Source organism: Bradyrhizobium sp. USDA 4502, assembly GCF_054063355.1.
Genome location: NZ_JBSSGF010000001.1, coordinates 8,810,845 through 8,824,937, shown reverse-complemented (window position 1 = coordinate 8,824,937; position 14,093 = coordinate 8,810,845). Strand labels below are relative to the sequence as shown.

Annotated in this window: 11 protein-coding genes; 8 read left to right on the top strand and 3 right to left on the bottom strand. The window is 65.1% G+C overall.

Going from position 1 to position 14,093, the window contains the following annotated elements:
- Nucleotides 1–8 precede the first annotated feature (8 nt).
- Nucleotides 9–350 carry a hypothetical protein gene (locus ACVW1B_RS41160; protein WP_168856512.1) on the top strand — a complete coding sequence of 114 codons (342 nt, stop codon included), beginning with the start codon at nt 9–11 and terminating at the stop codon, nt 348–350.
- Here the strand turns inward: ACVW1B_RS41160 and ACVW1B_RS41155 are convergent.
- Entirely contained in the window at nt 324–4,439 is a 4,116-nt protein-coding gene (locus ACVW1B_RS41155; RefSeq protein WP_456822942.1) for a bifunctional diguanylate cyclase/phosphodiesterase, read from the bottom strand. The genes ACVW1B_RS41160 and ACVW1B_RS41155 overlap by 27 nt on opposite strands.
- 402 nt (nt 4,440–4,841) lie before the next feature.
- Between ACVW1B_RS41155 and ACVW1B_RS41150 the strand changes: the two genes are divergently transcribed.
- The 4 genes from ACVW1B_RS41150 (at nt 4,842) to ACVW1B_RS41135 (ending at nt 9,620) form a co-directional block, all read left to right on the top strand.
- Nucleotides 4,842–5,894 (top strand): Ldh family oxidoreductase, encoded by a 1,053-nt coding sequence (locus ACVW1B_RS41150; protein WP_456822941.1) that lies wholly within the window; start codon nt 4,842–4,844, stop codon nt 5,892–5,894.
- 24 nt (nt 5,895–5,918) lie between these two features.
- On the top strand, nt 5,919–7,283 hold the full coding sequence (locus tag ACVW1B_RS41145; protein WP_456777666.1) for an LLM class flavin-dependent oxidoreductase: 1,365 nt from the start codon (nt 5,919–5,921) through the stop codon (nt 7,281–7,283).
- Between the two features lie 12 nt (nt 7,284–7,295).
- Nucleotides 7,296–8,081, top strand: coding sequence for a fumarylacetoacetate hydrolase family protein (locus ACVW1B_RS41140; protein ID WP_057015462.1), 786 nt, complete (start codon nt 7,296–7,298; stop codon nt 8,079–8,081).
- Nucleotides 8,082–8,564: 483 nt separating this feature from the next.
- Nucleotides 8,565–9,620 carry a serine hydrolase domain-containing protein gene (locus ACVW1B_RS41135; protein ID WP_456822940.1) on the top strand — a complete coding sequence of 352 codons (1,056 nt, stop codon included), beginning with the start codon at nt 8,565–8,567 and terminating at the stop codon, nt 9,618–9,620.
- A gap of 54 nt (nt 9,621–9,674) precedes the next feature.
- Here the strand turns inward: ACVW1B_RS41135 and ACVW1B_RS41130 are convergent, their stop codons facing one another.
- Entirely contained in the window at nt 9,675–10,595 is a 921-nt protein-coding gene (locus ACVW1B_RS41130; RefSeq protein WP_456777668.1) for a LysR family transcriptional regulator, read from the bottom strand.
- A gap of 191 nt (nt 10,596–10,786) precedes the next feature.
- Between ACVW1B_RS41130 and ACVW1B_RS41125 the strand changes: the two genes are divergently transcribed.
- The 3 genes from ACVW1B_RS41125 (at nt 10,787) to ACVW1B_RS41115 (ending at nt 12,931) form a co-directional block, all read left to right on the top strand.
- The gene (locus ACVW1B_RS41125) at nt 10,787–11,134 is read left to right on the top strand and encodes a hypothetical protein (RefSeq protein WP_225645680.1); all 348 of its coding nucleotides are present in this window, start codon (nt 10,787–10,789) and stop codon (nt 11,132–11,134) included.
- 57 nt (nt 11,135–11,191) lie between these two features.
- Complete coding sequence (locus ACVW1B_RS41120; protein ID WP_456777670.1) at nt 11,192–11,692, top strand: hypothetical protein; 501 nt, start codon at nt 11,192–11,194, stop codon at nt 11,690–11,692.
- Between the two features lie 87 nt (nt 11,693–11,779).
- Entirely contained in the window at nt 11,780–12,931 is a 1,152-nt protein-coding gene (locus tag ACVW1B_RS41115) for an IS110 family RNA-guided transposase (protein WP_253609103.1), read from the top strand.
- A gap of 565 nt (nt 12,932–13,496) precedes the next feature.
- Here ACVW1B_RS41115 and ACVW1B_RS41110 read toward each other — a convergent pair.
- Nucleotides 13,497–13,952: an Lrp/AsnC family transcriptional regulator gene (locus ACVW1B_RS41110; RefSeq protein ID WP_057015467.1), complete on the bottom strand. Its 456-nt coding sequence runs from the start codon at nt 13,950–13,952 to the stop codon at nt 13,497–13,499.
- Nucleotides 13,953–14,093: the final 141 nt, after the last annotated feature.

Here is a 14,093-nt window from a genome sequence, read left to right as displayed (position 1 = left end):
GGCCTTCGATGCATCCCGCCGCCAAGCTGCAATTTGCCCGCATCGTCGACGAGTTCGCGCGCTGGCGCGTCATTCCGGAACCGGAACGGCCGCCCGCGCCGGCCTGGTGGTGGGGGCCGGCATTCGAGATGCGCGATGCCGCCGAACCGCTGCCATCCGCCTGGAGCCGCCAGTTGCGCCTTGCCGACGGCGCGAGCTTTGCGGAGGCTGCCGTTGTGTTGCGCCAGACTTTGGCCGGCCAGGACATCCTGCCGTGGCCCTATGATTTCTCGCGCAAGGTCGCATCCACCGATTCCGACGTTCGCGACCTGCCCGTGCAGCCGTCAGACGACAGCGCGTTTCCGCCCTAGATCCGGCTCGGCCTCGCTGGTCGCCTCGCCATCCAGCGACGGCTGCAATGGCGGCGACGCCTCTGCCTGCGACGGCTTCAACAATTCGGCGAGATCGCGCGGCGGCAGCGGCCGGCTGAACAGGAAGCCCTGCATCTCGTCGCAGGCATGGGCGCGCAGGAATTCCTGCTGCTCGGAGGTCTCGACGCCCTCGGCGACGATGGTCATGCCAAGCGCCTTGCCCATCGAGATGATCGCCTGCGCGATCGCGACGTCCTCGGAATCATTGGGCAGGTCGCGCACGAAAGAGCGGTCGATCTTGATGGTGTCGATCGGGAACTGCTTCATCAGCGACATCGACGAATAGCCGGTGCCGAAATCGTCGATCGCCAGCCGAATGCCGCGATTCTGGATCGCGTCGAGCACGCGCACCGCGCGCGTCACGTTGCGCATCACCATGCTCTCGGTGACCTCGAGCTGGAGCAACGCCGGCGACATGCCGCTCTCCTCCAGCGCCGCGTCGATGTCGTCGAGCAAGTTCGGATCGCCGAACTGCCGCGGTGAAAGGTTGACCGCCATCGTCACGGCCCTGAGGCCGCAGCGCTGCCACGCCATGTTCTGCCCGCAGGCTTCCTTCAACACCCAGCGGCCGATCGGCACGATCAGGCCGGTCTCCTCGGCAAGCGGGATGAACTGCCCCGGCGATACCTTGCCAAGCTCGGGATGGGTCCAGCGCAGCAGCGCCTCGACGCCGCTGATCTGCCCGCTCGCCATGTCCACCTTGGGCTGATAGTCGAGCGAGAATTGCTTGCGCTCGAGTGCGCGGCGCAATGCGCTCTCCATCGTCAAGCGCTCGATCGACTGCGCCCTGATCTCGTTGGAGAAGAAGCGGAAGCCATTCTTGCCGTCTTCCTTGGCGAGATACATCGCCATGTCGGCATTCTTGGTCAGCGTCTGCACGTCCGAGCCATCGGCCGGATACATCGCGATGCCGATCGAGGCCGTGGTGTGGCACTCATGCCCGCTGAGCTGCAGCGGCTGGCTGAGCGAAACCAAAAGATCGCCGGCGATGCGCTCGACGTCGTCCCGTTCGGCGGTTTCCTCGAGGATGACCACGAACTCGTCGCCGCCGAGCCGCGCCACCACGTCGCTCGCGCGCAACGATCCACGCAGCCGCTCGGCGATCGCCACCAGCAGCATGTCGCCGGCGTCGTGGCCGAGCGAGTCGTTGATCACCTTGAAGCGGTCGAGATCGATGAACAGCACCGCGAGCTGCCGGCGATGGCGATCCGCCGCCGAGATCGCGTGATGCAGCATCTCGTTGAACGTCTCGCGGTTCGGCAGATTGGTCAGGCTGTCGTGCGAGGCAAGATATTCGATGCGCTCGTCGGCCTTGTGTTTCTCATCGGCGCGATCGAAGCTCTCGAGCGCGAACGCCAGATTGTCGGCAAGGCGCTGCAGCAATTCGGCGAACTCCGGCGTGAACGTGTCCTTGTCGATCGCGACGAAGATCATGACCCCGACCACCTGCCCGCTGACAACAAGCGGAAACGAGGCGCTGGACTGCGTTCCATCGAGCCGCGCGCGCTCATGGAAAGCGGCGGTCTCGGGATCGGCAAAATAGTCGTTGATGATGCACGCCTTGCCGGAGCGGAACGCCCGGCCGCAGGCGCCGCGCCCCTCGGGGTGCGCCTCGCTGGTCGAGAGCGTCACCTGGCGCGCGCCCTCCGCCGCCGGCCCCGCAATCGCGACGATCCGCAGATAGTCGCTTCCGGTCTGCGCCAGCGCGATCGTGGTCGAGGTGAACTTGCCGCCGGTCGCCGCCGCCGCGCAGACCAGTCGATACAATTCGGCGCGGGACTTCGCCCGCATGATCGCCTCATTGGTCGCGCTCAGCGCCGCGAACATCCGCGACAGCCGCTCCTTCTGCTCGTCGTCCCGCGCCTTCTCGTCGGCGCGATCGAAATTGGCCAGCGCAAACGACACGTTCTCGGCAAGCCGCTGCAACAGCGCCATCATCTCCGGGCTGAAGGTGCCGAACTCGCTGGAGAGAAACACCAGCGCGCCGATCGCCTCGCCGTTCTTGAGCAGCGGCAGGGCTGCGCCCGATTTGCTGCCGCTGTCGCGCACGGCCGGATAGACGTGCGATTCGGGGCCGAAATCGCTGAGATAGTCGTTGCTGATGCAGGGCCTGCGCGTGCGGATCGCAACGCCGGTCAGCGTCTGTCCCTCCGGACGCGCCGCGTCGGCCGACAGCTGAACCTCTCGGGCCCGCACCCGGTCCGGGCCCGAGGCGGCCACATTGTCCAGAAAGACCTCGCCCGGGCGCACCAGCCTGATCGTGGCCGAGACGAACTGGCCGCCGACCGCCGCGGCATCGCAGACCAGATCGAACAGTTCGCTGCGGGATTTCGCCCGCATGATCGCCTCGTTGGTCGCGCTCAGCGCCGCGAACATCCGCCGCAGCCGCTCCTTCTGCTCCTCGGTCCGCGCCTTCTCGTCGGCACGGTCGAAGCTGCCGAGCGCATAGGAGACGTTGTCGGCGAGCCGCTGCAGCAGCTCGGCGAATTCAGCCGAGAAGGTGTTGCGCTTGGCGGAGATGAACAGCATCACGCCGACCGGCTCGTCGTCGACGATCAGCGGGAACGCCGCGCCCGATCGCGCATCCTCGCGGTCGATGACGTCGCGGAACGGATTGCTGGCGACGTCGCCCAGAAAATCGTTGTTGATGCAGGCGCGCCGCGAGCGGAACGCCCGGCCGCAGACGCCGCGCCCTTCGGGGCGAGCCTCGCTGCGGGAGACGTTGAGGCGGCGCGCATTTGCCGCGGTAGGCCCCGCGACCGCCATCATCTCCAGGAAATCGTCGCCGGGCTTCGCGATCAGGATGCTGGTGGAGTTGAACCCGCCGCCATGCGCCGCCGCCGCGCAGACCAGCTCGAACATCTCGAGCCGCGATCTCGCGCGCATGATCGCCTCGTTGGTCGCGCTTAGCGCCGCGAACATCCGCGACAGCCGCTCGCGCTCGGCGTCGGCCCTGGCCTTTTCGGTGGCACGGCCGAAATTGTCGAGCGCGACCGAGACATTCTCGGCGATCCCCGCGAGCAGCGCGATGATCTCCTCGTCACGCGCCCAGGAATTGCTAGTGAAGAAGATCAGGACGCCGACGCTCTTGCCGAACCGGATGAGCGGCAGCGCGACGCAGGCCATCAGGCCGCTGCCGCCGATCGGCATATGCGACGGGCTCATCGATATCGGGATATCGTGCTCGACGCAGGGCCGCTGGGTCCGGAACGCCTCGCCGCAAATCCCCTTGCCGTAGACGCTGTCCGGATCGGTCGAGAAGCGCGTCTGCGTGATCAGGTCGAGCGCCTCGCCGGTGCCGGCGACAGGCTCGAACCAGTGCGTGTCGGGTTCGGCCAGCAGCACCACCGTGGCGAAGGACTTTCCGCTGAACACCGCGGCATCGCAGACCCGCTGATAGAGATCGTGCTCGGTCTTGGCGCGAAGGATCGCCTCGTTGGTTGCGCTAATGGCACCGAACATGCGGTTGAGCCGGCGCATCGCCCGCTCGCCGCTCTTGCGCGAGGCCTCGTGGTCGAAATTATCGAGCGCGAAGGACACGTTCGCGGCCATGCGCTCGAGCAGCGAAACGGCCTCGTCGCTGAGCGAATTGATCTCGCGCCGCGTCACCATGAAGACGCCGACGCTGCGCCGGTTGCAAACCAGCGGCACCGCGGCGGCCGCCCCGACGCCGGCCGCTGCCGCGCCGCTGCGCCAAGCCGCCGAAACAGCGTCGTTGACATAGTCGTTGCGGACGCAGGCCTTCTGGTCGCGGAACGCGCGGCCGGCCACGCCTTCGCCCTCCGGGGTGTTGGCGATCGCGGAAATGGTGATGCTGCATAGTCGCGCGACATCGTCGCCGTAGCCAGCCGCGAACCTCAAGAGACCGGTATCCGGCTCCAGCAAAAACACGGTCGCGGCCAGGAAGCTCCCGCTCGAGAACGCGGCTTCGCAGACCTTGCCGTACAATTCTTCTGGTGATTTCGCGTACAGGATCGCTTCGTTGGTGGCACTCAACGCCGCGAAGGTACGCCCGATGCTCGACTGCACGATTCCTGAAGGCCCCGGGGCCAACCCCTCCAATCTGGCGGGGAACATTGCCCGCGAGAGGCCTAAGTGGTGGTTAGCGTATCCGGCAAGTTGCACGACAAAGTAAACGGCTGACGAATGCCGGCAGCGGTTTTCCGGGATATTACGGACACCGGTGTGCCAGCCTGAGGCGGAGGGCGGCGAGGCGCGGATGGACGTCCTGCTCGCGCCGCCGGAGCAGCCAAATTCCGCATCGCGACCGCGCCTGTTCCACTCGGTGAAATCGCGGCGGCGAGCACCCTGCTGGCGGTATGGCCGCCCGGATTTTCTGCCCTTGCTCGCCCCTCGGCGCTTTGAGAGCATGACGTCGACAACAGCAAGCACGACCCGCGCATCACGCGGGCAGACCGCGAGGAAAATCCCATGCCGATCGTCCAGGCCGACCGTCTCACGCGCATCGGCGCGGCACTCCTCAAGGGTGCCGGCGCATCGGAGGAGGAAGCCAGCGCAGTCGCCTCCGGCTGCGTCAACGCCAACCTCGCCGGCCACGACTCCCACGGCGTGATCGCAATCCCGACCTATATCGACCGCATCAAGGCCGGCCACATCGTGCCCGGCGCGAAATGGACCATCGTGCAGGAGACACCGACCACGACTGTGATCGACGGTCATTGGGGCTTCGGCTTCCACGTCAACGCCAAGGCGATGGAGATGACCATCAACAAGGCGAAGACCGCCAATGTCGCGGCCTGCACGGTGTTCCGCCAAAGCCACGTCGGACGGCTCGCGCATTACCCGATGATGGCGATGCGCGAAGGCATGATCGGGATTGCGGCCGCCGATTCCGGCCGCTCGCCGAAACACGTGGCGCCGTTCGGCGGCCGCGAGGCCCGGCTCGGCACCAACCCGCTCTCGATCGCGGTGCCCTCCGACCTCGAGGCGCCATTCTATCTCGATATGGCGACCTCGGCAGTCGCCGCCGGCAAGATCCAGCTCGCGGTGGCGCGCGGCGAGAGCATCCCGAAGGGCTGGATCATCGATGCCGAGGGGCGCGACACCACTGACCCAAAGGACTACCGCAGGGGCGGCGCGCTGCTGCCGCTCGGCGGCAGCGAAGGCTACAAGGGCTCGGGCCTTGCCGCGATGGTCGAGGTGCTGTGCGGCCTCCTGACCGGGCTCGGCTTCGGCGTCGAGCCGACCGGCCGACACAACGACGGCTGCTTCATGGCGGTGTTCAACGTCGCCGCATTCCGTCCGCTCAAGGACTTCAGGAAGGAAGTCGCCGACTTCGCCCGCTATTTGAAATCGACGCCGCCCTCGGAAGGGAGCCGCGGCGTGCTCTATCCCGGCGAGATCGAATATCTGCGCGAGCAGCAGCGGCGCAAGGACGGCATCGAGATCGAGGATGCGACCTGGGACAAGCTCAAGGCGCTCGCCGCCGATTACAAGCTCACCGATGAGCTCGACCTTCGCTGATAGTTGCGGACACAGGAGAACGACATGACACGGCAAATGGCGCTGGTTGGCTTTTTGCAGGCGCAGAACTGCACCAACCTGCCGAGCTCCTGGCGTCACCCGGAATCGCGCGACGATTCGATGTCGGCGGACTACTATCAGGAGATCGCGCGCATCCTGGAGCGCGGCAAGTTCCACATGGCGTTCTTCGACGATCGCCTCGCAATGCCCGATCGCTACGGCAACGATCACGCCCACACCGTCGAATACGGCATCCGCTGCGTGAAGATGGACCCGATCGTGGTGCTGACCACGATGGGCATGGTCACCACCAAGCTCGGCCTCGCCTCGACCGCCTCCACCACCTATTTCGAGCCGTTCGACGTCGCCCGCCGTTTCGCCACGCTCGACCTGATGACGGGTGGCCGCGCCGCCTGGAACGTGGTGACGTCGGTCAATGACGGCGAAGCGCTCAACATGGGCCGCGAGCAGCATCTCGAGCACGACCATCGCTATGACCGCGCCGACGAGTTCATGGAGGTGGTGCTCGGCCACTGGGACGCCTGGGAAGACGGTTCGCTGCTGATCGACAAGAAGAGCGGCCGCTTCGCCGATCCGACCAAGGTGAAGCGGCTCGACCACAAGGGCGCGTTCTTCACCTCGCGCGGCCCGTTCACGGTGCCGCGCTCGCCGCAGGGCCATCCCGTCGTGATCCAGGCCGGCGCCTCCGGCCGCGGCCAGCGCTTTGCCGGGCGTTGGGGTGAGGTGATCTTCACCGCGGCGCGCAACCTCGCCAATGCCAGGCAGGGCTATGACGCGATCCGGGGCGAAGCCGCCAAGGCCGGGCGCGATCCCGACCAGATGTTCCTCTGCAATCTGATCACCCCGGTCACCGGCGCGACCAAGGCCGAGGCCGAGGACCGGATGGCGGTGATCCAGAAGCTGCCGCTCGAGATCGACGCGTTGTCGCTGCTCGCCGAAGGCCTCAACTTCGATTTCGGCGCCAAACCGATCGACGAGCCGCTGACCACCGAGGAGTTGCAGGGCATGCAAGGCATGCTCGGCATTCGCGACGGCGTGCTGCGCACCTCCGGCAAGAGCAATCCCTCGACCCGCGACTTCATCACCTTCTCCGGCCGCGGCCAGGTGCAGGACGCGATGGTCGGCGGCCCGAAGGAGATCGCCGACCGGCTGGAGGAGATGTTTGTCAATCGCGGCTGCGACGGCTTCGTCGTCGCGGCGAGCTACGTGCCGGGCTCCTATGCCGACTTCGTCAACCACGTGGTGCCCGAACTGCAGAAGCGCCGGCTGTTCCACAAGGATTACGCCGGCACGACGCTGCGCGAGAATCTCGAGCTGAAGCGCCCGGCCGCGGGCGCCTGGAAGACCCGCGCGCAGGCCGCGGAATAGAGGGACATCATCATGCGCTGGCTGAAATTTACTGCCGCAGGCACTACGTCTTGGGGCCTCGTCGAGGGCGACGCCGTCACCACCGTCAATGGCGATCCCTTCGGTGAATGGAGCAAGACGTCGAAGACGCATGCGTTGAAGGACGTCAAGATCGAGCTGCCGCTGATCCCGCGCACCTTCTACTGCGTCGGGCTGAATTATTTGAAACACCTCAAAGAAGCCGCCGACAAGGCCGGCACGGTGCCGAACGTTCCCGATCGTCCCGAGATCGGCTACCGCGCGCAGAACGCGCTGATCGCCCATGACGAGAACGTCGTGATCCCCGCGAGCGCGACCGAGAAGATCCATTACGAGGGCGAGCTCGTCGTCGTGATCGGCAAGACCGCCAAGCACCTGACCGAGGCCAACGCGATGGACTGCGTGTTCGGCTACACCATCGGCAACGACGTCTCCGAACGCAGCTGGCAGAAGGCCGATCGCGGACTGTGGCGTGCCAAGAACGCCGATACCTTCAAGCCGATGGGTCCGTGGATCGAGACCGATGTCGACCTCGACCGCATGGAGACCGCGATCCGCGTCAACGGCAAGGAAACCGGCCGCTTCCACACCAACGAGATGATCTTCGGCATCGTCCCGTTCCTCGTCGAACTGACCAAATATTTCACGCTGTCGCCCGGCGACGTGATCTGGATGGGCACCGACGGCGCCTCGCCGGACCTGAAGGACGGCGACGTGGTCGAGATCGACATCACCGGCATCGGCACGCTGCGGAACAGGTTCGTGAGGGAGAAGGTGTGAGGCGGCTTGCACCACTTTAGAGCCGTCATCCTGAGGTGCTCGCGAAGCGAGCCTCGAAGGATGCACGGCCGCCGCTCCATCCTTGCGTCGAGAGCCGGGCCGTCGTGCTTCGAGGCTCGCTGCGCTCGCACCTCAGCATGACGGTGATGGACCGGGTCGCTTCTCTCTCCATTTGTCGTCCCGGCTTTCGCCGGGACGACGGCGAGTTTGTGGCGCCGCTTGTGGATCACACATCCGCATTCTCGCGACATCATTTGCCCGACGGGCCATCGTGACGTGATCACACAGCCGTTCGCATCGTGACAACACAGGGCGAAGCGCAATAAGGTCCGCGCGCACTCATCAGACAAGTCAGCCATGCCACTTTCACGCCGAACGTTGCTTCAGGGCTCCCTGCTATCGGCCGCAGGGATCGTTTGCGGGCCGTCGACCGCCCTTGCCGAGCAGCCCGCGGAGCTTCCGACGTCGGAGCAACGCAAGCAGATGGCTGACCTGGCCGCCGACTTCATGAAGGACTACGATGTACCGGGTCTTTCGATCGCGATCGCAATCAAGGGAAAGCCCGCTTATGTCGAGGCGTTCGGCGTTGCGGATCGGGAGACCGGCGAAGCATTGACCCCGCAACACCGCTTCCGGATCGCGAGCATATCGAAGCCTGTGACCTCGACCGGGATCTTCACCCTGATCGAGGCCGGCAAATTGCGGCTCGGCGACTATGTGTTCGGCGCAAGCTCCATTCTCGGCAAGGACTATCCGACGACACCCACGCTGCCAAGCTTGATGCCAGTCGGCTCGTCTCGCTCCCATGTCGAGCAGATCACGATCGAGCATCTCTTGACCCACACCGCCGGAACCTGGGGAAACCAGTTTCGCGATCCGATGTTCATGAACCAGAACCTGAAGCATCGCGAACTGATCAGCTGGACGCTGGAGCATATGCCGCTCACCAGTCCGCCAGGCGAAGCCTATGCCTATTCGAACTTCGGCTATTGCATCCTCGGCCGCGTGATCGAAAAGCTGAGCGGCCAGAGCTACGAGCAATACATCAAGGACGCCGTCCTGAAGCGATGCGGCATCACCGACATGCAGATTGCCGGCAATACGCTGAGCGAGCGCGCAAGCAACGAAGTGAAATACTACAGCCAGACCGGCGATCCGTACCGGATGAACGTCGCCCGGATGGATTCGCACGGCGGCTGGATTGCGACGCCGGGCGATTTGACGACGCTGTTCGTCCATATCGACGGCTTCAAGGACACCGAGCAGCTGCTGACCGACGACAGCCTCCGCGTCATGAGCACCCCCAGCGCCATCAACCCCCGCTACGCCAAGGGCCTGTTCGTCACCGCGAACAACAATTGGTGGCACAGCGGCCTGCTGGACGGAACGACGACGATCTCGGTGCGAACCAGCGGCGACTTCTGCTGGTCGGCGTTCACCAACACCAGATCGCGGGAAGGCATGACCCGCGCCCTCGACCTGCTGGTCTGGCACATGGTCAAGACGGTGCCTGACTGGCATCCTCAGAAGCGCGCCTAGACCCTCCCGTCGTTCCGCGATGACCTGAACGAGCAATGCAAATCCGGGCTCTTCTCACCGCTCAGCCCGCGGCCTGCTCTTCACGTGATCGATGAAGGCGCGCAGCTTCGGCATGATCTGGCGGTGGCCGGGATAGTAGAGGAACACGCCCGGCGTGGTCGGCGCGAACGGCTCCAGCACGCGGACGAGCTTCTTCTCCTTCACGGCGCCTGATATCAGCGGTGCGGGGACTTGCGCGAGGCCCACGCCTTCGATGGCGGCGCCGACCAGCGTCGGGAAATCATGGCCGATGAAGGATCCCGACACGGCAAGCTCGATCGAACGGCCGTTGTCGGTCAGCGACCATGGCGCGAGCCCGCCGTTCGATCGCCGCAGCCGCAGGCACGCGTGTTCGCGCAAATCGTCCGGGCGTTTCGGCCGGCCGCGGCGCGCGAGATAGTCCGGGCTACCGACGATGGCGAACGGGAACGGCTTGGTCAGGCGCACCGCGACCATGTCCGGGTTGATGAACTGGCCCATCCGGATGCCGGCATCGAAGCCGCCGGCGGCGAGGTCGACCAATTCCTCGCTGGCGGCGAGCTCGACCTCGATCTCGGGATAGGCCTTGCAGAACGACGCGATCAGCGGCTCCAGCAGGATCGGCACCACCGAGCGCGGTACGGTGAGACGCAACAGCCCGGCGGGCTTCTGCCCGAGCTCGCGCGCCGCCCCACTCGCCGCGACCAGCTCCTCGAATGCCGGTCTTGCGCGCGCCAGAAACCGTTCGCCGGCATCGGTCAGCCCGACGCTGCGGGTGGTGCGGATGAACAACACGGCGCCGAGGCGCGCCTCAAGGGCGCGCACCGCCTGGCTGATCGCCGATGGCGTGACGCCGAGCTCGGCCGCCGCGCGGCGAAAACTGCGGTGCTGGGCGACGGCCAGGAACGCCTCGACACCGTCGAGCGCGCCCTGCCGGACTGTGAAGTTCTGCTTCATGGCCTGTGAACATTATCGCGAATAGTCGCTCGCGGAAAGCCGCCCTACATCGGAGCCACAAGCAGCGGCAACGCGACCTGCGCTGCTCACGCGACATCACGACATCCGTCGTGAACGGAGACATGCGACCGATGCAAGCAATCCGTCACACAATCCTGGCTCTCACCCTCACTTTGACAGGCACCACTTCCATGACCGCTCCCTCCTTTGCCCAAGCTCAAGCACAAGCCCAAGCCACCGTCACCACCGGTGTGATGGTCATCCTCACCGCGAAAGCCGGCGTCACCCGCGATCAGGTGATGGCCGTGATGCCGGACGAAATCCGGCAGACCGTGCAGCTCTATCTCAACGGCAAGATTCGCGAATGGTATTCGCGCTCCGACGGGCGCGGCGTGGTCTTGCTGCTCGACGCCAAGGATGCATCCGAGGCGCACGCGATCATGGAAGGCCTGCCGCTGTCCAAGCTCGATCTGATGGATCACGAGTACATCGGGGTCGGCCCGCTGCTGCCGCTCCGCCTGCTCGTCGCCAAGCCCTGAGCGTCAAGGTCCTGAACGCAAGCCAGCCGAACCGATCGACAACAAGGGAATCCGCCGATGCCCCCGGGCTTCAATCTTCCATTCGTCCTCAGCGTCGCCGGCGCGTTTCTGACAAGTGCTGTCGTCGCCGTCACCTACGTCTGGCCGGCGGTCCGCGCGATGCCACGTGATAACGCGCTCCGACTGCTCGCAGCGTTCCATGCGTTCAGGTTCCTGGGCATGAACTTCATGGTGGCCGGGTTCGTGTCGCCGCAGTTGAGCACGGATTTCGCAAGCGAGGTCGGATGGGGCGATCTTGTCGCCGCCGTTCTCGCGCTGCTTGCGATGGCGGCGCTGTCCTGGCGGTGGGCGATCGCGATTCCGATCGTCTGGGTCTTCAACATCTGGGGCACGCTGGACCTTCTCAACGCCTATTACAACGGCGTGAAGATCGGCGATCCCGGCCTGTTCGGCGCCGGCATCTATATTCCGGCGCTCTATGTGCCGCTGCTGCTGGTCAGCCATGTCATGGTGTTCATGATTCTGTTGAAGACCAAGTCGACAGAACAGGCAGCATGACCCGTATCTTCGTAGATTCCATGGGGCGGTGAGCGTGGCCTTTCCGATAGATTTGGGTTTCCACACTCGAACCATCGGAGAAGTCAGATGCAAGCATCGACCGCAGGCACGCCCACCGCCAGCCATTGTGGCACAATTTTTGTTGCGATCGAACTCAGTCAGAAGACGTGGCTTGTGACGCTGCACAGCCCGGACCGGGATCGGATGTCGCGCCACAAGCTGCAAGGAGGCGATCACGCCGAACTGCTGGCGTTGATCGAACGGACCCGCGCCCGGGTGGCGGAGAAGCTCGGATCGGTGCCGCGTGTGGTGAGCTGCTATGAAGCCGGCTATGACGGCTTTTGGCTGCACCGGCTGCTGGAGGCGGCCGGGATTTTGAACTTCGTGTTCGACCCCGCGAGCATTGCGGTGGAGCAGCGGGCACGGCGAGCAAAGACGGACCGGATCGACGGCGAGCTATTGCTGCGCACGCTGATGGCCTATTTGCGGGGTGAGCCGCGGGTGGTCCGGATCGTGCGGGTGCCGCGCGTGGAAGCGGAGGATGCCCGGCGCGCCAGCCGCGAACGCGACCGCCTGGTCACCGAGCAGACCGCCCACAGCAACCGGATCAAGGCGTTGCTGCGTCTTCGGGGGATGGCGGTCGGCAATCCGCGGCGGCGCGACTGGCTTACCTGGCTCGAGCGGCAGCGCGACTGGCAGGGCGAGGCGCTGCCGCCGCATCTTCTGGCCGAGATCAAGCGCGAGCACGCCCGGCTGATGCTGGTGTGTGAGCAACTCGCGGCGCTGGAGCAGACCCAGGCTGCGGACACTTCTCCGGCGGTTCCGACGCCGATGGTCGAGCGACGAGATCAATTGCAGCGGCTCAAGGCGCTCGGCCCGGCCTTCACGGCAACGCTGGTGAACGAGCTGTTCTACAAGGACTTCCGCAACCGCCGCGAGGTCGCCAGCTATTGCGGATTGACGCCCAGTCCCTGGAAGAGCGGCGGCACCGATCGCGAGCAAGGCATCAGCAAGGCCGGCAATCGGCGCGCCCGCCACAAGGCGATCGAACTGGCCTGGCTGTGGCCTCGTCATCAAGGCGACAGCACGCTCAGCCGCTGGTTCCGCACCCGCACCGCCGACGCCGGCAAGCGCGCCAAACGCATCGCCATCGTCGCGCTGGCGCGCAAGCTGATCGTGGCATTGTGGCGCTATCTCACCACCGGCCTCGTCCCCGACCAGGCCGTGATCAAGGCGTAAAACCGACCACCCCACCACGCGCCGCGGCTTCGCCGCGCTCCGTGCGGGATGGATGATGACCGTGCCATCCTAGGGCTTCAACCGCCGTTTCGTAGATGGGTCTCATCCTCGCCAGGCTTCCTCGCCGCAAGCATGCGGAAAGTGGGTACGGATCAAACAATCCGACCGGATATGAGGTGATGCAGTGAACTGCAGCAATCTTCGGAAGCCAATCCCTGTTCGTTGCCCGGTCGTCGCGCTGCGCTACGCTCGGCTCCGCGCGCCGCCCTCTTGCCGTCAAACACCAACCCAGACCTCGCGAAGAGACTTGACTCACAAATCCCCATATGAGGATGGGTAGAGCGTGCGAAACCCATCAAGTCGAACCCGCGGCACCATGATGGGTTTCGCTTCGCTCTACCCATCCTACCGACTGGTTCGACCGTCATCCTGAGGTGCGAGCGGAGCGAGCCTCGAAGGATGCACGGCCGGGCTGGAGGCCGTTCGCCCTTCGAGACGGCCGCTACGCGGCCTCCTCAGGGTGACGGGACAAAATTGAGCGCGCGGCCCCATCATCGTCGTCACCTCAAAACGGCAACGCCACGCCGGTCTTGATCTCCTTCAGGATCACGTTGGTGCGGACGTGGCGGATACCGGGAATGCGGAACATGAACTCGTCGAGGAATTTGTTGTAGGCGTCCATGTCGCGCACCACGACACGCAGATGATAGTCGGCGTCGCCGGTGGTCGCGAAGCATTCCAGCACCTCGCGGCGCTTCATCACCCGGGCGACGAACTCGTCGACGAACTTGACGTCGTGGCGCTCCAGCGAGACGTGCAGGATCGCCGAGGTCGCAAAGCCGGCGCGCTCGCGCGCGACCAGCGCCGAATAGCCCGAGATGACACCGGACTCTTCCAGCGCACGAACCCGGCGCCAGCACGCCGAGGTCGACATCCCGACGGTTTCCGCAAGCTGCTGGTTGGTGGCGCGGCCGTCCTTCTGCAGTTCGGCGAGGATTTTCTCGTCCTGCTCTTCGACCATTGCGAGGCCCTCGATTTGGTAGATCCTACCGAACTACATCGTTCTCAGCAATATCCTGCCGATTTTTCCGCGACAAATGAATGGATAGGTAAGACCTACCACGCCCACAGGCATAGCCTTGTCGGATCAGACATCGCGAAT